The organism is Microvirga sp. 3-52 (assembly GCF_018383585.1).
Taxonomy (GTDB): domain Bacteria; phylum Pseudomonadota; class Alphaproteobacteria; order Rhizobiales; family Beijerinckiaceae; genus Microvirga.
In genome coordinates this window covers 130,912-154,280 of sequence record NZ_JAHAMK010000011.1, presented here as the reverse complement: position 1 = coordinate 154,280, position 23,369 = coordinate 130,912, and the positions used below count along the sequence as shown (strand labels likewise).

26 protein-coding genes are annotated in these 23,369 nt (G+C 64.7%); 20 read left to right on the top strand and 6 right to left on the bottom strand.

What is annotated here, in order from left to right:
• Window positions 1-121 precede the first annotated feature (121 nt).
• The gene (locus tag KHP60_RS11365) at window positions 122-562 is read left to right on the top strand and encodes a VOC family protein (RefSeq protein ID WP_213564002.1); all 441 of its coding nucleotides are present in this window, start codon (window positions 122-124) and stop codon (window positions 560-562) included.
• A gap of 447 nt (window positions 563-1,009) precedes the next feature.
• Here KHP60_RS11365 and KHP60_RS25830 read toward each other — a convergent pair whose 3' ends face one another.
• Window positions 1,010-1,096 carry a hypothetical protein gene (locus KHP60_RS25830; RefSeq protein ID WP_213564017.1) on the bottom strand — a complete coding sequence of 29 codons (87 nt, stop codon included), beginning with the start codon at window positions 1,094-1,096 and terminating at the stop codon, window positions 1,010-1,012.
• Between the two features lie 350 nt (window positions 1,097-1,446).
• Here KHP60_RS25830 and xdhA point away from each other — a divergent pair, with 350 nt between their 5' ends.
• The 11 genes from xdhA (at window position 1,447) to KHP60_RS11305 (ending at window position 12,581) form a co-directional block, all read left to right on the top strand.
• Window positions 1,447-2,928: a xanthine dehydrogenase small subunit gene (gene xdhA / locus KHP60_RS11355; protein WP_213564001.1), complete on the top strand. Its 1,482-nt coding sequence runs from the start codon at window positions 1,447-1,449 to the stop codon at window positions 2,926-2,928.
• Between the two features lie 4 nt (window positions 2,929-2,932).
• Window positions 2,933-5,263 carry a xanthine dehydrogenase molybdopterin binding subunit gene (xdhB, locus tag KHP60_RS11350; RefSeq protein ID WP_213564000.1) on the top strand — a complete coding sequence of 777 codons (2,331 nt, stop codon included), beginning with the start codon at window positions 2,933-2,935 and terminating at the stop codon, window positions 5,261-5,263.
• Window positions 5,260-6,183: a xanthine dehydrogenase accessory protein XdhC gene (xdhC, locus tag KHP60_RS11345; RefSeq protein ID WP_213563999.1), complete on the top strand. Its 924-nt coding sequence runs from the start codon at window positions 5,260-5,262 to the stop codon at window positions 6,181-6,183. Before xdhB ends, xdhC begins: the two co-directional genes overlap by 4 nt.
• Before the next feature lie 196 nt (window positions 6,184-6,379).
• Window positions 6,380-6,865: a nucleoside deaminase gene (locus KHP60_RS11340; protein WP_311924939.1), complete on the top strand. Its 486-nt coding sequence runs from the start codon at window positions 6,380-6,382 to the stop codon at window positions 6,863-6,865.
• Window positions 6,866-6,993: 128 nt separating this feature from the next.
• Window positions 6,994-7,659: an urease accessory protein UreE gene (locus KHP60_RS11335; protein ID WP_213563998.1), complete on the top strand. Its 666-nt coding sequence runs from the start codon at window positions 6,994-6,996 to the stop codon at window positions 7,657-7,659.
• Between the two features lie 21 nt (window positions 7,660-7,680).
• Window positions 7,681-8,151, top strand: coding sequence for a Cys-tRNA(Pro) deacylase (ybaK, locus tag KHP60_RS11330; RefSeq protein ID WP_213563997.1), 471 nt, complete (start codon window positions 7,681-7,683; stop codon window positions 8,149-8,151).
• 374 nt (window positions 8,152-8,525) lie between these two features.
• The gene (gene dusA, locus KHP60_RS11325; protein ID WP_213563996.1) at window positions 8,526-9,536 is read left to right on the top strand and encodes a tRNA dihydrouridine(20/20a) synthase DusA; all 1,011 of its coding nucleotides are present in this window, start codon (window positions 8,526-8,528) and stop codon (window positions 9,534-9,536) included.
• A gap of 862 nt (window positions 9,537-10,398) precedes the next feature.
• Entirely contained in the window at window positions 10,399-10,620 is a 222-nt protein-coding gene (locus tag KHP60_RS11320) for a hypothetical protein (protein WP_213563995.1), read from the top strand.
• A gap of 266 nt (window positions 10,621-10,886) precedes the next feature.
• Window positions 10,887-11,120 (top strand): hypothetical protein, encoded by a 234-nt coding sequence (locus tag KHP60_RS11315; RefSeq protein ID WP_213563994.1) that lies wholly within the window; start codon window positions 10,887-10,889, stop codon window positions 11,118-11,120.
• A gap of 49 nt (window positions 11,121-11,169) precedes the next feature.
• Window positions 11,170-11,967 carry an ADYC domain-containing protein gene (locus KHP60_RS11310; RefSeq protein WP_213563993.1) on the top strand — a complete coding sequence of 266 codons (798 nt, stop codon included), beginning with the start codon at window positions 11,170-11,172 and terminating at the stop codon, window positions 11,965-11,967.
• A gap of 413 nt (window positions 11,968-12,380) precedes the next feature.
• The gene (locus KHP60_RS11305) at window positions 12,381-12,581 is read left to right on the top strand and encodes a hypothetical protein (protein WP_213563992.1); all 201 of its coding nucleotides are present in this window, start codon (window positions 12,381-12,383) and stop codon (window positions 12,579-12,581) included.
• Window positions 12,582-12,839: 258 nt separating this feature from the next.
• Here the strand turns inward: KHP60_RS11305 and KHP60_RS11300 are convergent, their stop codons facing one another.
• The 3 genes from KHP60_RS11300 to cobS are packed head-to-tail and all read right to left on the bottom strand — an operon-like array spanning window position 12,840 to window position 14,608.
• Complete coding sequence (locus KHP60_RS11300; protein WP_213563991.1) at window positions 12,840-13,541, bottom strand: TIGR02281 family clan AA aspartic protease; 702 nt, start codon at window positions 13,539-13,541, stop codon at window positions 12,840-12,842.
• A complete protein-coding gene (locus KHP60_RS11295) occupies window positions 13,541-13,756 on the bottom strand; it encodes a DUF1289 domain-containing protein (RefSeq protein WP_213563990.1) in 216 nt (71 codons plus the stop codon). Before KHP60_RS11295 ends, KHP60_RS11300 begins: the two co-directional genes overlap by 1 nt.
• A 15-nt stretch (window positions 13,757-13,771) precedes the next feature.
• Window positions 13,772-14,608 carry an adenosylcobinamide-GDP ribazoletransferase gene (gene cobS, locus KHP60_RS11290; RefSeq protein WP_213563989.1) on the bottom strand — a complete coding sequence of 279 codons (837 nt, stop codon included), beginning with the start codon at window positions 14,606-14,608 and terminating at the stop codon, window positions 13,772-13,774.
• Window positions 14,609-14,685: 77 nt separating this feature from the next.
• On the opposite strand from cobS, the gene cobT reads away from it, so the two are divergent.
• Both cobT and KHP60_RS25160 read left to right on the top strand, forming a co-directional pair.
• On the top strand, window positions 14,686-15,711 hold the full coding sequence (gene cobT / locus KHP60_RS11285; protein ID WP_213563988.1) for a nicotinate-nucleotide--dimethylbenzimidazole phosphoribosyltransferase: 1,026 nt from the start codon (window positions 14,686-14,688) through the stop codon (window positions 15,709-15,711).
• Window positions 15,708-16,220, top strand: coding sequence for a thermonuclease family protein (locus KHP60_RS25160; RefSeq protein WP_213563987.1), 513 nt, complete (start codon window positions 15,708-15,710; stop codon window positions 16,218-16,220). The genes cobT and KHP60_RS25160 overlap by 4 nt, the downstream gene beginning before the upstream one ends.
• A gap of 22 nt (window positions 16,221-16,242) precedes the next feature.
• Here the strand turns inward: KHP60_RS25160 and KHP60_RS11275 are convergent, their stop codons facing one another.
• Window positions 16,243-16,665, bottom strand: coding sequence for a VOC family protein (locus KHP60_RS11275; RefSeq protein ID WP_213563986.1), 423 nt, complete (start codon window positions 16,663-16,665; stop codon window positions 16,243-16,245).
• A 163-nt stretch (window positions 16,666-16,828) separates the two neighbouring features.
• Here KHP60_RS11275 and KHP60_RS11270 point away from each other — a divergent pair, with 163 nt between their 5' ends.
• From KHP60_RS11270 to KHP60_RS11245, 6 genes are all read left to right on the top strand, one after another.
• Complete coding sequence (locus KHP60_RS11270) at window positions 16,829-17,464, top strand: uracil-DNA glycosylase family protein (RefSeq protein ID WP_213563985.1); 636 nt, start codon at window positions 16,829-16,831, stop codon at window positions 17,462-17,464.
• Window positions 17,465-17,629: 165 nt separating this feature from the next.
• Window positions 17,630-17,791, top strand: a complete 162-nt coding sequence (locus KHP60_RS11265) for a hypothetical protein (protein WP_213563984.1) — start codon at window positions 17,630-17,632, stop codon at window positions 17,789-17,791.
• Window positions 17,792-18,403: 612 nt separating this feature from the next.
• Complete coding sequence (locus KHP60_RS11260) at window positions 18,404-18,622, top strand: hypothetical protein (protein WP_213563983.1); 219 nt, start codon at window positions 18,404-18,406, stop codon at window positions 18,620-18,622.
• Window positions 18,623-18,765: 143 nt separating this feature from the next.
• Complete coding sequence (locus KHP60_RS11255) at window positions 18,766-19,557, top strand: enoyl-CoA hydratase-related protein (protein WP_213563982.1); 792 nt, start codon at window positions 18,766-18,768, stop codon at window positions 19,555-19,557.
• Window positions 19,558-19,569: 12 nt separating this feature from the next.
• Entirely contained in the window at window positions 19,570-19,776 is a 207-nt protein-coding gene (locus tag KHP60_RS11250; protein WP_213563981.1) for a hypothetical protein, read from the top strand.
• A 186-nt stretch (window positions 19,777-19,962) separates the two neighbouring features.
• Entirely contained in the window at window positions 19,963-22,512 is a 2,550-nt protein-coding gene (locus KHP60_RS11245) for a caspase family protein (RefSeq protein ID WP_213563980.1), read from the top strand.
• Here KHP60_RS11245 and KHP60_RS11240 read toward each other — a convergent pair.
• Window positions 22,418-23,284 carry an NAD(P)-dependent oxidoreductase gene (locus tag KHP60_RS11240; RefSeq protein ID WP_213563979.1) on the bottom strand — a complete coding sequence of 289 codons (867 nt, stop codon included), beginning with the start codon at window positions 23,282-23,284 and terminating at the stop codon, window positions 22,418-22,420. The genes KHP60_RS11245 and KHP60_RS11240 overlap by 95 nt on opposite strands.
• Between the last annotated feature and the right edge of the window lie 85 nt (window positions 23,285-23,369).

The following is a 23,369-nucleotide window of genomic DNA, read 5'->3' as shown; positions in this document are numbered from 1 at the left end:
TTCATTAAAAGTCACCTGATCTTGAGCAAATCCAAGGCATTTTCCGCGCAAGAAGAAGGTACCCCTTGATCTCCTCGGCAAATACGCCATCACCTATGGCCGACCCACAGGGAAACGGATCATGGAATATCTGCACACGATGGTTCGCGTTGCGAACCTCGAAGAATCTCTCGATTTCTTCTGCAACAAGTTCGGGCTGGTCGAGGTCCGCCGGACGGATAACGAGAAGGGGCGCTTTACCCTCGTCTTCCTGGCGGCTCCCGGCGATGTCGAGAGGGCAAAGGATTCAAAGGCGCCGCTCCTGGAGCTCACCCACAACTGGGACGAGAACGAATATGCCGGAGGCCGCAATTTCGGCCATCTCGCCTACCGGGTCGACGACATCTACGAGATCTGCCGCAGGCTGATGGACGCGGGCGTGACCATCAACCGTCCGCCCCGCGACGGCTACATGGCGTTCGTCAAGAGCCCCGACAACATCTCCATCGAGCTGCTCCAGCGCGGCGAGCCCAAGCCGGTGCAGGAGCCCTGGGCGTCCATGCCCAATACCGGCACCTGGTGAGCATCGTTTTTTGCGCTGAAACGAATGCGCGAACAAAATGAAAGGGCGCGGTATCTTGAACCGCGCCCTTTTCCTTGCGGTGAGCGGCAGGAGGGTCCCTGCCGCTTCCTTGGTTTGATATCCGACGACTGTGAACTGATACGCGGTCAAGTAGGTGCCGGCCGACAGCTTGGCAAACTGAACGGCCGCCTGCGAGCCCGAACCATCCGCGTCGTAAGACAGCGCGCCCGTATTCTGGTCGTAGACGATGCGCTGATCCGCCGTTGTGGCCGCTGCGCCTACCGTGAACAGGTAGCTCGACATGAACCCCATCGGCAGCCCTGAGAAGATCTCATGCTTGAGCAGGATTTTGTCCCCTTCGGCCGCTGACAAATCCTTGATCTGGTCGACGTTGCCGGCAGCGTTCAGGGCGGTGGTGAAGAAGAACCGATCGGCACCCGCGCCGCCTCACAGCTCGTCGTTGCCGGCGCCACCCAGGAGCGTGTCGGCACCCTCCTGACCGCCGCCGATGTCGTCGCCGTTGCCGCCGTCCACGTAATCGTTGTCCTCCTAGCCCTCCAGCATTTCCATCTATTGCAAAAGATTAAACGCCGTTCTTATCTCCTACTCTGCTTAATTCCGATGGAGATTGCACATTCGGCTTCACGGCCCCGACGGCGTCACCGAATGATATTGCTATGTTATCTCATATCGATATCAAGCCTAGGTTGCTGAGAGACGGAACTCTTCCTCAGGAATTGCAGGAAACTCTACCTACCCCTTCCCTCGAGCCACGCTTTTTCAGCCGGCTCCGGCTCCGGACAAGCACCTATTGCGAAATCCTGCCGCTCGGTCATTCTATACGGCTGATCATCGAACCGGGACGAACCCGGCGGAGGACGGTTTTGAGGCGTGCAGCAATCCGCTTCTGGCGGAACGGACAGGCAGTCGAGGTTTCAGGTTTTCACCCGCGCACCACGCTTCTGGATTACTTGAGGCTTCAGGAGCGTCGTGTCGGCACCAAGGAGGGGTGCGCGGAGGGCGATTGCGGCGCCTGCACCGTGGCGCTGGGCCGGTTGAGGGGCGGGCGCGTGCATTACGAGCCCATCAATGCCTGCATCCTGCTGCTCGGCCAGATCGACGGGGCGGAGCTCGTCACCGTCGAGGATCTGTCCGCGAGCGGGGAATTGCACCCGGTCCAATCCGCCATGGTGGCGCAGCACGGGTCGCAATGCGGCTTCTGCACCCCCGGCATCGTGATGAGCCTCTTCACCGTCTATCATGAAGGCGAGCGGCCCCTGAGCCGCGAGACCGTCAACGATGCGCTTGCGGGCAATCTCTGCCGCTGCACCGGCTATCGCCCGATCGTCGATGCCGCCCTTCAGGCCTGCCATCAACAGCCGAACGATGTGTTCGCCGCATGCAGCGATCAGACCGCGCAGGGGCTCATGGGCCTTGCCGACGGCCGCGACGTCTTCATCGGGAGCGACACCCGCTTCTTCGCCGCGCCCGCGAGCGAAGCTTCGCTCGCAGCGCTCTACGCACAGCACCCGGATGCGACGCTGGTCGCCGGCTGCACCGATGTGGGGCTGTGGATCACCAAGGCCATGATGGAGATCGACAAGGTCATCTGGCTTGGGCGCGTGGCAGGGCTGGATGCCATCGAAGAAGCCTCCGATGTCCTCGGCATCGGCGCGACCGTGACTCACACGGAAATCCATCCGTCGCTGGCGCGGATCGATCCCGATCTCGGCGAGATCATGCGCCGGTTCGGTTCGGTGCAGGTGCGCGCCTCGGGCACCGTGGGCGGCAGCATCGCCAACGGCTCGCCCATCGGCGATCTCGCGCCGGTCTTCATCGCGCTCGGCGCGGAGCTGGAGCTGCGGCAGCGCGAGACGATCCGCACCCTGCCGCTCGAAAACTTCTTCATCGCCTATCGCCAGCAGGATCGCCTGCCGGGCGAATTCGTGCGCCGGGTGAGGGTGCCGAAGCTGAAAAGCAATGAGACCTTCCGCGCCTACAAGATCTCGAAGCGCTTCGACGAAGATATCTCGGCGGCCCTCGGCGCCTTCAAGCTCACCCTCGACGGGCGGCGCATCGCGGACGCTCGCGTGGCGTTCGGGGGCATGGCGGGAACGCCTAAGCGCGCCATCGAGACGGAACGGGCGCTGATCGGCCTGTCGCTGGATGAGCCTTCGTCATGGGGCGAGGCCATGGCGGCCATCGCGCGCGATTACCAGCCTCTCGACGATCACCGGGCGTCCTCCGTCTATCGCTCGACGGTGGCGCGCAATCTCGTGTTCAAGGCCTTGAGCGAAACAGCGTCGGGCGAGACGCGGGCCACCCGGATCGTCGGCCGGCGCGAAGCGCTTCAAGCGGCGGAGTAAGGCCATGAACGCACCCGCCAAACCGACGATGGATGCGGAAGCCCTCCGTCATGTCCGCCAGCCCCTGCCGCACGATTCCGGCGTCAAGCACGTTCAGGGTTCCGCGCAATACATCGACGATTTCCGCGAGCCCGAGGGCACGCTGCACATCGCCATCGGCCAATCGCCCAAGGCCCGCGGACGACTGGTCTCCCTCGACGTATCGGCGGTACGCGCCGTGCCGGGCGTCGTGGCGGTGCTCACCACCGCCGACATCCCCGGCAAGAACGACGTGTCGCCCGCCTTCGGCGACGATCCGCTCTTCGTCGGCACCGACATCAGCTTTCTGGGCCAAGCCCTCTTCGCCGTCGTCGCGACGGACCGCGACGTGGCGCGCCGCGCCGTCAAGAAGGCCGTGATGGAGATCGAAGCCGAGACGCCCAGCATCACGGTCGAGGATGCGCTGGAACGGGGCGAGACCGTGCTGCCGGACTATGCCTATGGCCGCGGCGATCCGAATGCGGCGGTCGCGCAGGCGCCGAAGAAATTGGAAGGCCGGTTCCGCGTCGGCGGGCAGGAGCACTTCTATCTGGAAGGCCAGATCGCCCTGGCGATCCCGGGCGAGGACGGCGACATCCATGTCTATTCCTCGACCCAGCATCCCACGGAGGTGCAGCATGTGGTCGCCCGCGTGCTCGACATTCCCGATGCCTACGTGACCTGCGAGACGCGCCGCATGGGCGGCGGCTTCGGCGGCAAGGAAAGCCAGGCGACGCAATGGGCCGTCACCGCAGCCCTCGCGGCGCGCGTAACGGGGAGGCCATGCAAGCTGCGCCTCGACCGGGACGACGATTTCATCCTCACCGGCAAGCGCCACGATTTCCGCTGCGACTGGAGCGTGGGCTTCGACGAAGAAGGTCGCGTCCAGGGCTACGCGGTCGATCTCCTGGCCCGGTGCGGCTACTCGGCGGATCTCTCCAGCGGCGTCGTCGACCGGGCGATGTTCCATGCGGACAACGCCTATTGGCTGCCGGCCGTCCATGTCGCCTCGAAGCGGCTGAAGACCAACACGGTCTCGAACACCGCCTTCCGCGGCTTCGGCGGCCCGCAAGGCATGCTCGCCATCGAGCACGTGATGGACCAGATCGCCTGGGCGACGGGCCGCGATCCGCTCGATGTACGCTACGCCAATTTCTACCGACCCGGCGAAAACATCACGCCCTACGGCATGGAGGTCGAGGAGACGGAGACGCTCCTCAACCTCGTGCGAACGCTGGAGCAGACCTCAAACTATCGCGTGCGCCGCGAGGAGATCACGGCCTTCAACGCCTCCTCGCCGATCATGAAGCGTGGGCTGGCGCTCACGCCCGTGAAATTCGGCATCAGCTTCACCCTCACTCATATGAACCAGGCGGGTGCCCTGGTGCATGTGTACCAGGACGGTTCCGTGCATCTGAACCATGGCGGCACCGAGATGGGGCAGGGGCTCTACATCAAGGTTGCGCAGGTGGTGGCTGAGGAATTCGGCATCGCCATGGAGCGGGTGCGCATCACCGCGACGACCACCGCGAAGGTGCCGAACACCTCGCCGACGGCGGCGTCGTCCGGCTCGGATCTCAACGGCATGGCGGCGCGCATCGCGGCGGGTGCTATCAAGACACGCATGATCGCTTATGCGGCCGAGGCCTATGGCGTTCCGGAAGAGCAGATCGCGTTCCGCGACGACCGGGTCTTCATCGGCAACCAGAGCCTGTCCTTCGATGAGCTGGCGAAGAAATGCATCGCGGCCCGCGTGCAGCTCTCGGAGGCGGGATATTACAAGACGCCGAAGATCACCTGGAACCGCGAGCAGGGCATGGGGCGGCCCTTCTTCTATTTCGCCTATGGGGCGGCCTGCTCGGAAGTGATCGTCGACACGCTCACCGGCGAAAACCGCCTGCTGCGTACGGACATCCTCCACGATGTGGGCCGCTCGCTCAATTCGGCCATCGACATCGGCCAGATCGAGGGTGGATTCGTGCAGGGCATGGGCTGGCTGACGACCGAGGAACTGGTGTTCGGAAAGGAAGGGCATCTGCTCACCCACGCTCCCTCCACCTACAAGATCCCGGTCGCCTCCGACGTACCTGCCGACTTCAACGTGGCACTCTATCCCAACGAGAACCGGGAAGAGACGATCTATCGCTCCAAGGCCGTGGGCGAGCCGCCGATCATGCTGGCGAACAGCGTGTTCTGCGCCCTCGCCGATGCGATCCACGCGCTCGATCCGTCGAAGCCCGTGCCGCTCAACGCACCGGCAACGCCGGAGGCGATCCTGCGCGCCTGCGAGGCGCTTCACGGGAGGCCGATGGGGTGAGCGTCTGGCGCCAGGTCACCGATTTCGTGACGCGGCACGGAGCCGCCGCCCTGATCACCGTGCATGACGTGAAAGGCTCCGCACCCCGGGAGGCCGGCGCGCGCATGGTCGTGCGGCCCGATGGGGCTTTCCACGGCACCATCGGCGGCGGTCAGCTCGAATTCCGCATGCTCGACATCGCCCGCGAGATGCTGCGGGCAGGGCGCGGACCGGCGCGGATCGTCGATCAGGCGCTCGGGCCCGATCTCGGCCAATGCTGCGGCGGCCGGGTCAAGATCCTGATCGAGATCTTCGACGAACGGGATCTCGAAGATCTCGGGCCACTCGTGGAGGCTGAAGCCGAAGGCGGGTTGTTCGAGGTCGAGTGCCGGATGGAGGAGGGGCGTGTGAAGCGTGACTTCTCCTCTGCCGTGGGTGACGACCGTTGGACCGGCTGGCGTGAGATCCATGGCGAGGCCCGCACGCCGGTTCTCATCTTCGGCGCCGGCCATGTGGGCCGCGCGCTGGTCTTGTCGCTCGCGCCTCTGCCCTTCGCCGTGCGCTGGCTCGACGACCGGGACGATGCTTTCCCCGCCCATCTTCCGGCGAACGCGAAGGCGGTCCGCATGCGGGATCCGGAGGCCGAACTTGCGGAGGCCAGGCCGGGCTCCCTCATTCTGGTCATGACTCACGACCATCCCCTCGACATGGCGATCACCGCGGCGGCCCTGAAGCGGGGTTTCCCCTATGTGGGCCTCATCGGCAGCGCCACGAAGCGGGCGCGCTTCGAGAAGCGGTTTCGCGAGTTGGGACTGACGGAGGAGACAATCCGCTCGCTCGTCTGCCCCATCGGGCTGCCCGGGATCGCGAACAAGGACCCGGCGGTCATCGCCGCGTCCGTAACGGCGCAGCTGTTGCAGGTTCGAGAGAAAATCAGGTAGTCCCACTTCCTCCCCGTCATCACCGGGCTTGTCCCGGTGATCCCGATTGTTTAGAGCGCGGCGCCTCACAGAGTCAGGATGGCCGGCACAAGGCCGGTGATGATGGGAGAGTATCACACCCCAACGGCCCGAAGACCGGGAATGACAGCGTGGAAATCTCTCGCCTCCCGCCGCCTCAAACGATACATAAGTCCCCATGAGCACCATGAAGACCGACGATCAGCGCCATCTGGCGCGCGCCATCGAATTGTCCCGCGAGCATATGGACAAGGGAGCCGGAGGCCCGTTCGGCGCCGTGATCGTGCGCGACGGCGAGGTCCTGGCCGAGGGCTGGAACCAGGTGACCTCCGCCAACGACCCGACGGCCCATGCCGAGGTCACGGCGATCCGCCGCGCCTGCGAGGCGCTCGGGGATTACTCCCTGGAGGGCGCTACGCTCTATACGAGCTGCGAGCCGTGCCCCATGTGCCTCGCCTCGGCCTATTGGGCGCGGGTGAGCCGGATCGTCTTTGCCAATACCCGCCAGGACGCCGCCGATATCGGCTTCGACGACAGCCTGATCTATGACGAGATCCCCAAGCCCATCTCCGAGCGCATCCTGCCCATGGATCACCTGCCGAGCCTGGAGGCCCGGGCCGTGTTCGACGCCTGGGCGGACAAGGACGACAAGATCAGCTATTAATCCGATGCTCGTCTCCTTCGGGAGCATCGTGCGGAAAATTGGATCCCGCTTTCCGCGCGGTGCGCTAGTCTGGGATCCGCCGGACGCTCTCCTATCTAAGCCTCATCCGACATTCATCGAGACAGCCCATGCCCCGTGTCACCACCATCGTCCGCAGACCCGCCGTGAAGGCGGACCGCGTCGTCGCCACGATCACCCTCGCCTACGAGGCCCGCAGCCGCCGTCAGGGAACGCTGAGAGCCGAGGGCGGGACCGACATCCTGCTCGACCTCGACATGGAAACCACCATCAACGACGGTGACGCCCTGCGGCTCGAGGACGGCCAGCTCGTCCAGGTCATGGCCGCGCCCGAGCCTCTGCTGGAGGTGAAGGCCGAGAATCCCTTGCGCCTCACGCGCCTCGCCTGGCACCTCGGCAGCCAGCACGGCCTGGTGGAGGTCACGAACGACGCCCTTTACGTCGAGAACAACCCGGCTGTCGCCGAACTCGTGCGCGGGCAGGGCTGCACCGCGACACCCGTCGAGCGCCCCTTCAAGCCGGAGCGCAGCGTCCATGTCTGCGATCACGACCACGGGCATCACCACCATCATCACGGTCACGGCCATAGCCACAGCGAGAGCCATAGCCACAGCCACGCCCATTCTCATACCCATGAGCATCATGACCATGGGCACGATCATGGGCATGACCATAAGCACGGCCACGACCATCATGACCACGGTCATGAGCATCATCACGAACACGGCTCCGGATGCGGCTGCGGTCACCATCACGGGCACAAGCACGATCACTGATCGGCTCTAAGCTCTGCGACCATGTCCAAGACCACCCGCGCGACCTTAGCCCTGCAGCAAGCCGGAATCTCCTTCTCGGTTCATGCTTATGAGTACGACCCGAATGCGGAGCGCATCGGCCTGCAGGCGGCCGCGGCCATGGGGGCCGATCCGTCGAGCGTGCTGAAGACCCTGATGGTGCTGGTGGACAACAGGCCGGCCTGCGTGATCCTGCCCTCGGATCAGGAAGTGAACCTGAAGAAGCTGGCCTTGGCCCTGGGTGGCAAAGCGGCCCAGATGATGAAGCCCGCGGACGCCGAGCGCATCACCGGCTACCATGTCGGCGGCATCAGCCCCTTCGGCCAGAAGAAGCGCGTCCCGACGGTCCTGGAGCAGTCGGCCTTCGAGCACACGCAAGTGTTCATGAATGGCGGCCAGAGAGGCCTGCAGGTGAAGCTCGACCCTCGCGCGGCGGCGTCCGTGCTGGATGCGAAGGTGGCGGGGGTGGTTTGAGAATCCTCAACGCCGCCTCGGCCGCCCGTGTGCTGGCCATCCCGATCCTGTGAGGCGTGGCGCTTCAATCCATCGGGATCACCGGGTCAAGCCCGGTGATGACGGGGAGGAGGTGGGCGAGGGAGTTTGCAGCTTCTCCGGCGTTCCATCACCCTGTCACACCCTCTGTCGTCATGGCCGGCCTTGTGCCGGCCATCTCGATGCTGCTAAGCGCGGCGCCTTAACGGATCGGGATCACCGGCACGAGGCCGATGAGGACCAAGGCAAAGCCACGTCTCTCCATGTCGCGGCAGGCTCACGCCTATTTGCCTTGCGGCCGTCATCCCCATATGAGAGGGCCTTCTCCCGAGCCCTGACCGATCATTTTGCCGAGCATGACCCAAAAGTTTTTCACCGTTGCCCCGATGATGGACTGGACCGACCGGCATTGCCGGGCGTTCCATCGCGTCCTGTCGCGCCGGGCGCGGCTCTATACGGAGATGGTCACCACGGGGGCGGTTGTTCATGGTCCGCGGGAGCGGCTGCTGGGCTTCAGCGAGCCTGAGCATCCGGTGGCGGTGCAGCTCGGAGGGTCGGATCCGGCGGATCTGGCTCAATCCGCCAGGATCTGCGCCGATTTCGGCTATGACGAGATCAACCTCAATGTCGGCTGCCCCTCCGACCGGGTGCAGAACGGCCGCTTCGGCGCGTGCCTCATGCAGGAGCCCGGGCTCGTGGGGGAGTGCGTGGCGGCCATGAAGGCCGCCGCCTCCCTGCCGGTGACGGTGAAGTGCCGGATCGGCGTCGACGACCAGGATACGGAAGAGGCCTTGAACCGCCTGACCGATTGCGTGGTGGCGGCCGGCTGCGACGAGCTGACGGTGCATGCCCGGAAGGCTTGGCTGCAGGGCCTGTCGCCGAAGGAAAACCGGGACATCCCGCCGCTCGACTATCTACGCGTCTACCGCCTCAAGGCGGCCCGCCCCGATCTGCCCATCGCCATCAACGGCGGCATCAAGTCCTGGGCCGAGATCCACGAGCACCTGAAGCATGTGGACGGCGTCATGCTGGGCCGCATCGCCTATCATGAGCCGGAGATCCTGCTCGGCGTCGACCGCGAGCTCCATGGCGAGGAACCGCCGGTGGCCGACGGCTTCGAGGCGGTGGAGGCCTATGAGCCTTATATCGCGGAACAGCTGGAAAAGGGCGAGCGGCTTCACACCATCACCCGCCACATGCTGGGGCTCTTTACCGGGCGTTCGGGCGCGCGGGCCTACCGCCGCCACCTGGCGACGGAAGCGGTCAAACCGGGAGCGAACCTCGACACGCTTCGCGACGCGGTGGCGCATGTCTCCCGAGCCGCGGACCGCCTGGTCCCGGCCAATGCAGCGGCGGACGCGGCCTGATCGCTCGGGCAAGCCCGTATCGTCATCCGGGCGAGGCGCGACTGCGAGCCCGGACAGTGCCGTGAGAGCATCGCGCGGGCAAACTTGAGGCCCGCGGTCGGGGAGCCGGACCCGCTCATGGGCGATGCTCTGCCTGCTTGCGTCAGGTGGCCGAGAAGGCCGATCCGACGCCGCAGCCTGGACTCGGTGTTGGCAAGAGCGTGATTCCCTAGAGGCACAGACAATAAACAACTGATACTTATGAGATATCAGCGATTATTCTCGATTATTGTAATAACATAACATAAATGATTCTAAGCATTCTGCCTCTTACCTAGAGTTGGGTGGACGGCAAAACTCAACATACGGTATATGCGCGCGCCGGTTTAATATTTAGCGTAAGTTGTATTCACGAACTCAAGATTGCAAAATGATATTGCATTCGTTTTAGTGCTTTACAAAAACGTTATCACATTTATTCTCCCTTACGAGAGTTGTAATGGCTCTGGAGATGGTCTCTAGGGAAGCTCTCGTAAAGTAATGACAAAGGGGAATATTATGCTGGTGCACATTTATCCTGCGTCTGTCTATCCCGCCGCTCGCTACCCGGAACAGCTCCCCCGTTGAGTTGAGTTGAAGATGATCATCTTGCGGGATGATCAGGCTCCAGTCATCGAATGGTGACTATACGGAGCGAGGAGCCTCTCTCGTGCGAGAGAGGCTCATTCTTTTCATAAGATCTTCTTCCATAGTTTCTGTTTTACCTGCGGATACTCCCGCAATTGCTGTGACATGCAAGTCCGCCATGGAAGTACCATTATAAATCCTAAGAATTACAGCGAAGGGAAAGAACATGTTCAACTGGTCTTATGTTTCGGCTCTGATGATCGCGATCGGACTTTCAGTGACGACGGATGCAAGCGCACTCGAGGCGGCGAACGGCCTGAGCGTGAACGGCCTAAGCGTGAACGGCTTGAGTGTGAACGGCCTGAGCGTGAATGGCTTGAGTGTGAATGGTCTCAGCGTGAACGGCATAGAAAAGTCTGCCGGGTTGAGCTTGAAGGCGCTTGCCTTGCCGGATGGGCAGGTCCTGCTGATCAAGTGATTCAGAAATGAAGCACAGAGCCTCCTCAACAGGTGAGGAGGCTTATTCCTTCTCTCGGATCTTCTTCAAAGATCGTGGATGCGGCCCGCTGACATTCGCGGAGGCGACTGTCGGAAAGCCCTTTTCCGAAGAGGTGATGTGCCATTTCGCACCTAATGATACTTAATAACATGAAGCGTCTTTACTGAAACATTATTCGCCCTACCATTGTGGCGGCGGCAATGGCCCAGCTTCGACATGGGCACCGCCGATCATGGGAGGCCATCATGAAGATCCGCTCTCTATCAGCCGCCCTTGCCTTAGGGCTCGGGCTCACGGCAACCGTCGAGGCTCAGGCCTGGTTCGCCGAGATCGACGACGAAAGGCCACCGCCGAATGGCGCCAACGGCCTGAGTGCAAATGGCATGACGATCAATGGGTTCGCACGACGGGAGGGCGCTGGCACGGTGCAGATCAGAACCATTGTCCTAAAGGACGGCAATCGCGTCCATCTCAAGTAAGCCCGTCGACGAGGAGCGGCTCCCCGGTCGCCAGGGGAGCCGTCGATACATGCGCAAATTGTTTCTCATCGCTTCTGGTCTGATCCTTGCGCTCGCTCTCGAGCGAGGTCAGCGGGTGCTCGCCCTCGAAGGGCAGATCAGGCTCGAGGAGACCGAGCTCGTCCTGAGGTTGGGGGACGGACGTGTCCTGCGCCGGGACGGCCTCATCGGGCTGAAGTTGATCCTTGGCAGCGGACAGCAGGACGTAGAGGTCCGGATCGACGGTTTCGAGGAGGACAGGACCGTTCTTCGCGCGCCGTTGCCGCTCTATCGCATGTCGGTCCGCCAGGCCGACGGGAGCGTGGGCGATCTCTGCCATGCCGATCCGAGCGGGCGCCGGGCGGCCTTCGCCTTCCCGGACGGGAACGGCGGCTTCAATCTCACCTGCACCAGCGGTGCCGAGGGCAAATGCGTCCTGTTCGGGTATCGTCCCTGGGAGACAAAGGAGGGCGTGCCGATGCGCGACCTCCTCCAGGCCTGCATCCACCTGCTCCGTGCCGATTACGGGGGCGACGACCGCCCGAGCACGAGGAACGGCACCCTGATCAACCTCTACGACCGCTTCGGGATTCAGGATCCCGGGACCGCCGCCGGAATGGAGTTCGAGGCGGCCTGGGGGGCCGAAGGAGCCGTCTGCGTCGCTCATCCGCGCATCTCCGACGCCATCACCCTCGACCAACTGGCCGAGCGTTACCCGCGCTTGAAGGGCCGTCTGGGACCGGAAGCCTGCAGCGAGGGCGCCATGCGGGCGGATCCGCGCGCTCTCATCTTCAACCAATCCGTCGTGACGGCTCCTCTCCGCAAGTGAATGGTCAATCTCATTGGCCGACGTTGCCCGCCGCTTTTAGCATCATTCCGTTGCAACGCATCTGGTCAGGGTCGCGGCGCCCCAGAATGGTCCAGGTGAGGAGATGGGCGTGGTGCTCCACGACCGCATGATCTGTATGTGCAACGAAAACAATAGGGAGCATGCGACCCGCCTAACTATAAGTTGAAGATCATTAATGTCGGCAGCCTCGATTGTTTTTCAGTATGAATCTTCTGCTATCTATAATTGTTTCTACAACTCATAATGTATGTTCCATGTGAAAATTCACACAGTGTCTTGCGGATACCGGCACACATACTTGTCTTCAAGCTTTACTGTAACAATATTCACCTTATTCTCCCTCCTGCGGACAAGCTCCGGCGTCCGCTCATTCACTTTAGAGGAAAAAGTACATGTCTCCTCGTTCATGCGCTGCCATCCTGGTCATTGCCGTCGGACTCTCGACGGTATCTGTTGCGCAGGCGGCTCAGGTCGCGAACGGCCTCACCATCAACGGCAAGGATGCCCAAGGGCACCTTGGTCAGGCCTCGTCCGGCACGATCCGGCTGAAGGCCGTGATCCTGCAGGACGGCTCGACGATCGGGCTCCAGTAACAAGCAAATTAGCCCTCCGCGAAAGCGGAGGGCTCTACGTCCGTGCGTTTCCTTCACACTGCTGTTGCGGCTGTCTTTCATTCATTTCAATTCCCATGTGGCCAGCTTCTGCGTTGCGGACACATGTCGAAACGGACGGCGCAGAATTCGTGATCGGGGTCGATGATGGCCGTATCCTGCGGCGCGAAGCGCTGATCGGCGTCGGACCGATCCTGACCCATCTCGTTCGCGAGGCCCAGGCCCCGCCTCCGCACGAGATCAAGGGCCTGTCTTGGCTCTCAGGATCAGCCTGTTGCCGCGGACCTCGTAAGAGCCCAGCCGCTCGAGAAACGTCATGCCGAGCAGATTGGCATGGAGGACGCCCGACCGGGCGATCAGCGCGCGGACGTTGCGCTCGGTGATCGAGCCGACGGTCAGGCGCTCGATGACGACAGGAGCCGCGAGGGCGCCGCCGTTGGCAGTGGCGACGGGGATGGAATAATCGAGGCTGTCGGGCTTGAAGCCCAGGGCGGTTGCGTTCTCCGCCCGCAGGACCACGGTGCTGGCGCCGGTATCGAAGATGAAGCGGGTCTCGTGGCCGTTGACCTCGCCCTGCACCATGAAGCTGCCGTCGGTCCGGCGCGCGGCCACCACCTCGCCCTCCGGGGTGACGACGGTGCGGCCGACCGCGATGTCGCCGATGGCGCGGTCGATGACGGTCTGCAGCTCGCCCCGGGACGCATAGGTGACGAGCAGGGCGATCAGGATGCCGCCGCTGATGGCGACGGATTGCACGCCATAGGTCCAGTGCCGGGAGAAACCCGCGACGATGGAATCGGCCATGAGCAGGGACAGGCCGCCAAGGCCGAGCAGCCCTGCGGCTTCGAGTGCCGAGAACTCGCCTACGGGATCATCGGCGAAGAGGCCGACCAGGAGGGCGGCCAGCAGAAGAAGGAGACCTGCGCCGCGAATTCCCGGCATCACTCCGCCTTGTCCGGTTGAGGCGCGAAGGGCGACTCGAGGGCGAAGGCCTCGCGCATTCGCTCGGGCAGTTCGGCCATGATCCGCTGGCGCTCCTCCTCCGGGATACGGTACCAGCTGGCGATCTCGTCCCGCGTGCGGCCGCAGCCTTCGCAGAGGCCTGTTTCGGGATCGAGCATACAGACACGGATGCAGGGGCTGGAAACGCGGGTCATCTCATCTTCATGTCGTTATGGTCGGATGGCGGTCAAGAGGCCGATCAGCGCAGCGATTTCCGCCACCTGCTGGGCGGCGCCTGCGATGTCCCCCGTCTGGCCGCCGAGGTGTCGGGATGCGAAGCCGGTGAGCGCAAGGCCCGAGAGCCCCGAGAGCATCAGCATCAGGGCGACGCCCATCGGCGGCAGGCCGGCGAGTGCCCCCAGAACGACCGCGATTCCGCCCGCGATCCCCGCCGCGAGCCAGAACGTCTCCCGCGCCGGCTGTCCGACCGCCTGCGACAGGCCGTCCAGACGGGCCGGGGAGAGAAAGACGAGGGGCACGAGGCCCGCTGTCCGGGATAGGGAGGCGACCATGAGAATCGCCGCCATGACGGCAGCGCCGTCGATGCGGGACGCCAGGGTGGCGAGGGCCCCGATCCTGAGCGCCAGGGACAGAAAAAGGGCCGAGGCGCCGAAGGAGCCGATCCGGCTGTCCCGCATGATCTCCAGACGCTTCTCGCGGGTCGAGCCGCCGAAGCTGTCGGCGGTATCGGCAAGCCCGTCCTCATGAAGGGCGCCGGTTGTCAGCACCATGGCGCTCACCGAGAGAATGGCAGCGAGCCAGGGACCGAGATCGAGCATCAGGCCCAGGCCCAGCACCGCGGCAGGCACGAGACCGATGAGCAGGCCGGCGAGCGGGATCACGCGCACCAGGCGCTGGAAGCTCGGCAGCGCATGGGGGGTCTGCTCGAAAGGCAGGGCCGGCACCGGAAGGCGGGAATAGAAGCGCACGCAATGGGCGAGGTCGACCGCGACCGCCTGCCAGCCACCGCCGGTCCCGGCCTCATCCCGTTCAAATTGCTCCGACATGCTTCACCCCGCGTGCATGGATCGTTATAGGTCACGCCTCTTCGCGTTCTGCAATGCCCCATGGGCCGGAGCCCTCCATGTCTGATGCCGTGTCCTCACCTTTCGACGATATCCGCCGTCTGATCACGACCATGCCCGGTCCGGACGAGGCCGCCGTCGAGGCCGTGCGGCTGCGCGACCGGCAGCTCACAAAGCCGCCCGGCAGCCTGGGCCGCCTGGAACGGATCGCCGAGTGGCTCGCCGCGTGGCAGGCGAAGCCGAATCCGAGCGTCGACCGTCCGCTCGTCTGCGTCTTCGCGGCAAGCCACGGGGTGACGGCCAAGGGCGTGTCGGCCTTTCCGTCCGAGGTGAACCGGCAGATGCTCGAGAACTTCGCCGCGGGCGGGGCCGCCATCAACCAGATCTGCGCGGCCTACGGACTGGGCTTCAAGGTCTTCGATCTTGCCATCGACATGCCGACCGGGGACATCACCGAGGCCGATGCCATGGACGAAAAATCCTGTGTCGCCACCATGGCCTTCGGCATGGAGGCGATAGCCGGCGGCACCGACCTTCTCGCCATCGGCGAGATGGGCATCGGCAATACGACGATTGCCGCCGCCATCTACACTGCGCTCTATGGCGGCTCGGCCGAGCATTGGGTCGGGCGCGGCACAGGAGTCGATGACGAGGGCCTCAAGCGCAAGGTCGCGGCGGTCGAGGCGGCCGTCGCTCATCATGGCGACCATCTGAAGGATCCTCTCGAGGTGCTGCGCCGCCTCGGCGGACGTGAGATCGCCGCCATGGCGGGCGCGATCCTTGCCGCCCGGCTGCAGAGGATTCCGGTGGTGCTCGATGGCTACGTGGCGACGTCCGCTGCGGCCATCCTGCACGCCATCCATCCCTCGACCATCGATCATTGCATCGCCGGTCATCTGAGTGCCGAAGGTGCGCACCAGGACGTGCTGAGCCGTCTCGGCAAGGTTCCGCTTCTGGCGCTCGGCATGCGTCTCGGCGAAGGATCGGGCGCGGCGCTGGCCGTCGGTCTCGTGAAAGCCGCGGCGGCGGTTCATCGGGACATGGCCACCTTCGGGCAGGCGGGAGTCTCCGAGCGCCTGTCGTGAGGCGGTTCGGGCGCCGCTCCCGGTCGAGCGGCATCACTTCGCTCGTGATTGCGCTGGCGCTCGCCGGCGGGGCCGGGCTCGTGCTGAAGCCGAGTGGACGCACGCTGGAGGGCAGGGCCCAGATCACCGACGGGGACACGATCCGCATCGGTGAGGCCCGGATCCGCCTCAAAGGCATCGACGCGCCGGAGATGGGGCAGCGATGCTCCCGCTCCGGCCGTTCCTATGCCTGCGGCGAGACCTCCCGCCGGTTCCTGATCGATCTCGTCTCCGGCGAGAATGTGCGCTGCCGCGCCACCGGCCGCGACCGCTACCAGCGCATTCTCGCCCGCTGCAGCGTGAACGGGCGGGACATCGGCGCCCGCATGGTGGAGGACGGCTGGGCCGTCTCCTACGGACGCGACTACGACCATGAGGAAACCCGTGCCCGCCACCGCTCGGCCGGTCTCTGGGAGGGCGAGTTCGAACGGCCTCAAGACTGGCGCCGGCAGCACGCGCACGGCGGTTGATCTCGACGGAAGGCTCCCTCGATCAATCCGCCGGGAGAAAGGCCGGATTCCAGACGATCTCCCAGACGTGCCCGTCCGGATCCTGGAAATAGCCCGCATAGCCGCCGTAGAACGTGTCCTGCGCCTCCTTGAAGATGGCGGCGCCCGCCCTGCGGGCCCGCTCCATCACCTCATAGACCTCGCCTCTGCTCGAGACGTTGTGGCCGATGGTGAATCCCGTCGGACAGCGCGCCGTCTTCGGCAGGCCCGTGTCATGAGCGATGTCGTCCTGCTCCCAGACCGCCAGCTTCAGCTGCGATTGCAGGTCGAAGAACGCGACGGCGCCATGCTCGAACTCCTTGCCGATGATGCCGTCGGTCGCGAGCCCCAATCCATCGCGATAGAAGGCAACGGCTCTTTCCAGATCGTCCACGCCGAGTGTCAGCACCGAAATACGCGGCTTCATGTGTCCTCCGTTCGACGCCGAGGCCCCTGTGAGGAGCGTATCATCGTCTGCCGGATCCCATAGGGGCCTGCAATCGGAGGAATAGCACGGCCGGGCTGTGCTGAGACGTTTCGCCCGAAGCTTTCTCTCTCAATAAAAACCGTCCCGACCCCATCTGACAGGGATGAATCCCTCTCCGAATTTCGACGAACTCGCTTCGCGATTGAAGGCCTGCCGGATCTGCCGCGATGCGCCGCGCTACGGAACCGCCCTGCCGCATGAGCCGCGTCCGATCATTCAGGGTAGCGCGACGGCACGCCTTTGCATCGCCAGCCAGGCACCCGGAACCCGGGCCCACGCCAGCGGAATCCCGTTCGACGACCGCTCGGGGACCCGGTTGCGCGACTGGCTCGGGATCGACAGGGCCACCTTCTACGACGCCAGCAAGGTCGCCATCGTGCCCATGGGCTCCTGCTTTCCGGGGCAGGATGCCAAGGGCGGAGATCTGGGGCCGCGCCGGGAATGCGCCGAGGCCTGGCGCCGGCCGCTCTTCGAGGCGCTCCCCGATCTCGATCTCGTCCTGCTGATCGGCCAGTACGCCCAGTCGTGGCATCTGGGCGACGATTGTAAGGACGGTCTGACCCAGACCGTCCGGCGCTGGCAGGACATCCTCGAAAACCCGCAGAAGCCGCGCATCCTGCCGCTGCCTCACCCGTCGTGGAGGAATAACGGATGGCTCAAGAAAAACCCCTGGTTCGAGGCCGAGCTGTTGCCCGTGCTGCAAGCTGAAATTCGCGCTCAGCTCCGGCAGGACAAATAATAATGAAATAGAAATCTGGTTAAAGGCTGGATCTAGCCACAGATATTCTAATGTAGAGGCCTAGAAATATTTTGGAACGATAAGTCTTGATGGCCGTTATCAAGATACATTCTAGGTAATTTCATGCCACAAATTGAAGACGACCATATATTTGCAGGGTACAATATGCGTGAGATCCAGGCCAAATGGGATCGCCTGTCCATGTCGGACCTCGCGCAAATCAAGACGAAAGCTGAGCTGATCGACCGTGTGCAGGAGCAGTACGGACTGGATCGCGAGGTGGCGGCTCAGGACGTCGAGATCTGGAATTCGGACCGGCAGCTCTGATCGGTTCGACTCGGCGCCGGCCACAGGGGTGAACGTCCACCGTGCATCGCGGCCTGCCGCGCGGACATCATGAAGGAGTGAACCCCATGAGAGCCCACCATTACGCTGTTGGAGATCATGTTCTTTATACGGAGCAGCGTTTTCCTCATCTCGTCCGCAGGCAGCCTTACACGATCGTCGGCTGCCTGGATTCGAGACATTCCGAGCCGCAGTATCAGATACGATCCGCCGCCCGGCCGTGTGACTGCGTGGCCGGCGAAGACGAACTCGGCCGGGACGCTTCGCCGTCGAGCGCCTTCCGGGAAGTTGGTCCGTCAGCCTTTCCTGATGCGAGCGGCATGAACGAGCCTGCCAATCTCGACCTTGTTCCGTGGCCAAGCCTGCCGCGCAGAGCCCAGCACAAGAACGAGCAGGCTCATCCGTTCAGACATTAGCAGCCATGATCAAGCGTAGATCGCTTCTGACGGAGAATGGACGAACATCGCTCATTCTCGCCGCGCTCGCCGTCATTTTCTGCTTCGGCATCTTCTTCATGATCGTTCTCTGATCACCGAAACCGCCCACCGGGCGGCTTTGCACCAAACCTCATCCGAATCTCGAAAGGAATTACTCGTGTCCGATTATCTTTATGCGCGTGGACAGCATGTGACATTCACGGCCAAACGCTTTTTTGGCCCGTGGACAGGAGCTTTCGTCGTCACCAAGCTGCTGCCCTCCGGAGGCGAGGAGCCCCGATACGAAATCAAAGGCATAGGGGAAACCTTCAGTCGGGCAGCGTTGGAGAGCCAGCTGAGCGCCCGCCTGGAGCTTTCTCAACCAGCCGGTCTTTGACGCGACGCCTTGGGAGAGATGCGCCTCGTGGATTGATCGGGGCGGCGGCGAAAGCATCCGTCCTTAGTCTGAACGGGGCTTTTCCGGGTTCTCCGGTTCCAGATCCGTACTATGTTCAAGCTCGACGACAAGGAGCTTGAGGCATGAGCCCGACCACCCTGCGCTGCACCGTCGATGGACCGGTCGCGACGATTACGCTCGCGCGGCCCGAGAGGATGAACGCGTTCAACGCCGCCATGCATGCGGACCTGCGCGATGCATTGGACCAGTGCGAACGGGACGAGTCGGTGCGTGTGGTGGTGCTGACCGGGGAGGGGCGGGCCTTCTCCTCGGGGCAGGACCTGACGGTGGACCTGAAGCGCGACGAGGAGGGCCGCATCGATCTGGGGCCCGCGCTCACCCGCGACTACAACCCCCTGGTGCTCCGGCTCTCCAACTACCCGAAGCCGATCATCGCCGCCCTGAACGGCCCCGCAGTCGGGGCCTCCATGAACATCGCGCTCGCCTGCGACATCATCGTGGCGGCGCGCTCGGCTTATCTGCAGGAGGCCTTTTCCAAGATCGGCCTGATCCCGGATGCCGGCGGCACCTGGATCCTGCCGCGCCTCGTCGGCCCCAAGCAGGCGCTCGCCCTGATGCTGAGCGCCGAGGCCGTTTCGGCCGAGGACGCCCAGCGCATGGGCCTCGTCTACAAGGTATTCGACGACGCATCCTTCGCAGTCGATGTGGCGGCTTTCGCGGGAAGCCTCGCGGCCGGCCCGGGGCTCGCGTACCGCCTCACCAAGCAGGCGGTGGCGCAGAGCCTGGCCAACGACCTGGAAACGCAGCTCGATCTCGAAGCCAGGCTCCAGGCCGAGGCCGGATCGAGCGACGACTTCATGGAGGGCGTCGCGGCGTTCCGCGAGAAGCGCGCTCCCCGGTTCTCGGGACGATAAGGAGAGAACCCGATGCGCCCCACCTACTGGATTCTCGGCCTTGCCACTTTGAGCATCGTGATCGGGCTCTTCATGTCGCGCGATCCGGAACGGGCCGAGCGGCTCAATCAGATGTACCGGGATGCGGCGTTGACGGGCGAGACGCGTCAGATGGTGCTCATGGGCCTCGCCGTCGCCATCGGGGCCTTCATCGTCTATCTGACGATGACCCGGCGGTGACGGTTGCCCTCGTAGCCTCCCTGCACGTTCCCCTTCGACGTCATCACCGAGCTCGTCCCGGTCATGACGGATAGAATAGAGTTTCGAAAGCGCGTCGATTGTCCCGTTTTGTTCACGGACCATTCAACTGCCTTGACCTTTTCTGTTCGTGAAGACCCGCAAGGCGGGTGGAAAGGTGCGTGAACCGTGTCTCGTCTGAAACGTGCTGTCGCTTTTCTCGGCCTTGCCGTTGCGGCCGCCATCGGCCCGGCGTCCATGGCGTCCGCCGAGGATCGTCTCGCGCTCGTGGTCGGGCAGGGCGCCTATGGAGGCCGCGCGCTTCCGACCGCCGTCAACGATGCAGGGCTGATCGCCCAGACCCTGACCAGCACCGGCTTCGAGGTGATTCAGGGCCGCGGTCTCGGCGCCAGCGATCTGCGCAGCCTCGTTCGCGACTTTCTGGACAAGGCTCAGGACCTGGAGCCCGGCTCAACGGTGATGGTCTATCTGGCAGGCCACGGGGTCCAGCTCGAAGGCGAGAACTACCTGCTGCCGATTGATGCCCGCATCGAGCGCGATGTTGACGTGCCGATCGAGGGGTTCCGGCTCTCCGACCTCGTCCGCTCCCTCGAGCGCAGCCCCGCCCAGGTGCGGGTGATCGTCGCCGACATGGCGCGGGATTATCCGCTCGGTCCCGCGGGCGAACCGCTCGCCAAGGGGCTTGCCCTCATGGAACCGCCTGCCGGGTTCCTGATGGCGTTCGCCTCGGCCCCCAACATCGCCGCCGCCGATGGGCCCGGGCCCTATGGCGCCTATGCGACGGCGCTGGCGGAGATGATCCGCCAGCCGGGCATGGCGCTTGACGAGGTCTTTGCCCGCACGCGGCTTCGGACCCACGAGTCGACGAACGGCCAGCAGATTCCGTGGCATTCGGCCAATCTCGGCCAGGCCTCCTTCGCGTTCTTCGAGCATGCGGAAGCGGCCGCCGCACCGCTGGTGCGGGAGGTGCGCCGGATCGAGGAGATGCCGGCCGAGGAGGCCTATGCCATCGCCGTCGAGCGCGACACGATCCAGGATTATCAGGCTTTCCTGCGCCGCCATCCGGATCATCGCCTCGCCCGCCGAGTGACGGCGCTCCTCGCCGCCCGCCGTGAAGCCGTGGTCTGGCGCCGCACGGTCGCGAACAACACGCGGGAGGCCTATTGGACCTATCTGCGCCGCTACCCGAGCGGCCCGCACGCGCCGGACAGCCGGCGCCGTCTCGCGCGCATGTCCGCCCCTTATGCTCCTCCGGCGGCTTTCGAGGAGGTCGTCTACGGGGACCTGCCTCCGCCCTTGCCCGAGGTGGAGCGGGTCGAAGTGGTGGAGGTCGTGACGATCATCCGCGACGTGCCGCCGCCCCGGGCGCCGGCCTATCTTCTTCCGCGATGGGAGGAGGACGAGGAGTTCGTCACGATCATCCGCGAGCCTCCGCCACCGCCGATCATGGCGGGCGTCCTGCCGATCCCGATGGCTATTCCGGTTCCCGGGCGTGCTCGTCCGCCCCGTTCGTTCTACCAGCCCATCGCGCCGGTCACGCCGCGCGGTCCGGTCGCCATTCCGGTGGCGGCCCCGCCGATCTTCGGCGCCCTCATGGGCGACGACCGAGGCCCTCGTCCGCGCCGGGGCCTCCGTCCCGAGCCGCCGGTCGTCCCGCGCCAGCCCGGACTTGCCGCGCCGATCCGGCCGATTCCGGTGTCGGTTGCTCCAAGGACACCGCGCGGGGATCGAGGCGCTCGCCCCGGCGATCCGCCGCAGGTTCGCCCCGGTCGCATTCCCGCGCGCCCGATCCCCCTCGTGAACGTGCCTCAGGAGCGGCCTCGTCCAGGCCGGTCCGACATGGGCGAGTCGGCTGCGCGCCCGGAGGCGCCGCGCGGCCTGCGTCCGGGCGGGCGCGATTCCGAACCCCGGACGCTTCGTCCGGAGGCTCCCGTGCGGGATGCCGCCCGCCCACGGGATCCGCGCCTCGAGGGGAACGAAATCCTCCCGCGGCCGGCCCGGCCCGGGAGACCGCAAATCGAGCGTCCGCGGCCCGGAACGAGCGACCTCAATCGTCCGGATCCGCGCATCAGGCCCGAACGGACCGCCCCCGTGGCCGGTCGTCCGGCGTTCATGCTGCCGCCACCGGAAGAGCGCCATTATCGCGGGGCCGGCGAAAGGCCCCGTCCGCGGATCGAGCGCGAGCGGCCGGCCGCAGGGGAGAGATTCGAGCGTGAGCGTCCGGCCGCGCCCGCCTTTCAGCCGAGGCCGGTCCAGCGCATGGACGCACCTCGGGAGGAACGCGCCTTCCGCGAGCCGCCGCGCCCATCACTTCAGCCTCGCCCCGGCCGTGATTTCGAGAGGCCGCAGATCCGTCCCGGTCCCGGGCCGTCCGGCGGGCGCCAGGGCGGAGGCAACANCGCGAGCCGCCGCGCCCATCACTTCAGCCTCGCCCCGGCCGTGATTTCGAGAGGCCGCAGATCCGTCCCGGTCCCGGGCCGTCCGGCGGGCGCCAGGGCGGAGGCAACACGGAGCGTTGCCGGCCCGGGCGGCCCTGCATGGAACAAGGACGCTGATACGAAAGCGCCGGAACCGCGAGGTCCCGCCGCTTCGGCTTCGAGCTTTAGAACGAGAGCGCGCGAGACTATTTGTCGAGCCGGGCAATTAGGCTCGACGTATCCCAGCGCTTGCCGCCCATCTTCTGCACGTCGGCGTAGAACTGGTCGACCAGGGCCGTGACCGGAAGGCTGGCGCCGTTCTTACGGGCCTCGCCCAGCACGATGGACAGATCCTTGCGCATCCAGTCGACGGCGAAGCCGAAATCGAACTTGCCCTGGTTCATGGTCTTGCCGCGGTTCTCCATCTGCCAGGAGCCGGCCGCGCCCTTGGAGATCACCTCGAGCACCGCCTCGATGTCGAGGCCGGCCTTCTTGCCGAAATGGATGCCTTCGGCGAGGCCCTGCACGAGACCGGCGATGCAGATCTGGTTGATCATCTTGGTCAGCTGGCCGGAGCCCGCGGAGCCCAAGAGGCGGCAGGCGCGGGCAAAGCTCATGATCACCGGCTCGGCCTTCGCGTAAATCTCCGCATCGCCACCGCACATGACCGTCAGAACGCCGTTTTCCGCGCCGGCCTGGCCGCCCGAGACGGGAGCGTCGATGAAGGCGAAGCCCTTTTCCGTGGCGGCGGCGTAGAGCTCGCGCGCCACTTCGGCCGAAGCGGTGGTGTGGTCGACGAAGATGGTGCCTTTGCCCATGCCGTGGAAGGCGCCGTCGGGTCCGAGCGTCACCTGGCGCAGATCGTCGTCGTTGCCGACGCAGGCGAACACGATCTCCTGGCCCTCGGCCGCCTCGCGCGGCGTCTTGGCGGCGCGACCGCCGTTCTCCGACACCCACTGCTCCGCCTTCGCCGCCGTGCGGTTGTACACCGTCACCTCATGACCCTTCGCCTTGAGGTGGCGTGCCATGGGATAGCCCATCACGCCGAGTCCGAGGAATGCAACCTTCGCCATCGTCTGCTCCCTGAATGTTCCGCCGGTTCTAGCGCATCGTGCGGAAAAGTGGACCTGGTTTTTTGCTGATGTGGATTTTTGGTCT

Coding starts and splice junctions, on each gene's coding strand:
- KHP60_RS11365 (WP_213564002.1), top strand. CDS start 122: ATGGAATATCTGCACACGATGGTTCGCGTTGCGAACCTCGAAGAATCT.
- xdhB (WP_213564000.1), top strand. CDS start 2,933: ATGAACGCACCCGCCAAACCGACGATGGATGCGGAAGCCCTCCGTCAT.
- KHP60_RS11340 (WP_311924939.1), top strand. CDS start 6,380: ATGAGCACCATGAAGACCGACGATCAGCGCCATCTGGCGCGCGCCATC.
- KHP60_RS11335 (WP_213563998.1), top strand. CDS start 6,994: ATGCCCCGTGTCACCACCATCGTCCGCAGACCCGCCGTGAAGGCGGAC.
- ybaK (WP_213563997.1), top strand. CDS start 7,681: ATGTCCAAGACCACCCGCGCGACCTTAGCCCTGCAGCAAGCCGGAATC.
- dusA (WP_213563996.1), top strand. CDS start 8,526: ATGACCCAAAAGTTTTTCACCGTTGCCCCGATGATGGACTGGACCGAC.
- KHP60_RS11320 (WP_213563995.1), top strand. CDS start 10,399: ATGATCGCGATCGGACTTTCAGTGACGACGGATGCAAGCGCACTCGAG.
- KHP60_RS11315 (WP_213563994.1), top strand. CDS start 10,887: ATGAAGATCCGCTCTCTATCAGCCGCCCTTGCCTTAGGGCTCGGGCTC.
- KHP60_RS11310 (WP_213563993.1), top strand. CDS start 11,170: ATGCGCAAATTGTTTCTCATCGCTTCTGGTCTGATCCTTGCGCTCGCT.
- KHP60_RS11305 (WP_213563992.1), top strand. CDS start 12,381: ATGTCTCCTCGTTCATGCGCTGCCATCCTGGTCATTGCCGTCGGACTC.
- KHP60_RS11300 (WP_213563991.1), bottom strand. CDS start 13,541: ATGCCGGGAATTCGCGGCGCAGGTCTCCTTCTTCTGCTGGCCGCCCTC.
- KHP60_RS11295 (WP_213563990.1), bottom strand. CDS start 13,756: ATGACCCGCGTTTCCAGCCCCTGCATCCGTGTCTGTATGCTCGATCCC.
- cobS (WP_213563989.1), bottom strand. CDS start 14,608: ATGTCGGAGCAATTTGAACGGGATGAGGCCGGGACCGGCGGTGGCTGG.
- cobT (WP_213563988.1), top strand. CDS start 14,686: ATGTCTGATGCCGTGTCCTCACCTTTCGACGATATCCGCCGTCTGATC.
- KHP60_RS11275 (WP_213563986.1), bottom strand. CDS start 16,665: ATGAAGCCGCGTATTTCGGTGCTGACACTCGGCGTGGACGATCTGGAA.
- KHP60_RS11270 (WP_213563985.1), top strand. CDS start 16,829: ATGAATCCCTCTCCGAATTTCGACGAACTCGCTTCGCGATTGAAGGCC.
- KHP60_RS11265 (WP_213563984.1), top strand. CDS start 17,630: ATGCGTGAGATCCAGGCCAAATGGGATCGCCTGTCCATGTCGGACCTC.
- KHP60_RS11255 (WP_213563982.1), top strand. CDS start 18,766: ATGAGCCCGACCACCCTGCGCTGCACCGTCGATGGACCGGTCGCGACG.
- KHP60_RS11250 (WP_213563981.1), top strand. CDS start 19,570: ATGCGCCCCACCTACTGGATTCTCGGCCTTGCCACTTTGAGCATCGTG.
- KHP60_RS11240 (WP_213563979.1), bottom strand. CDS start 23,284: ATGGCGAAGGTTGCATTCCTCGGACTCGGCGTGATGGGCTATCCCATG.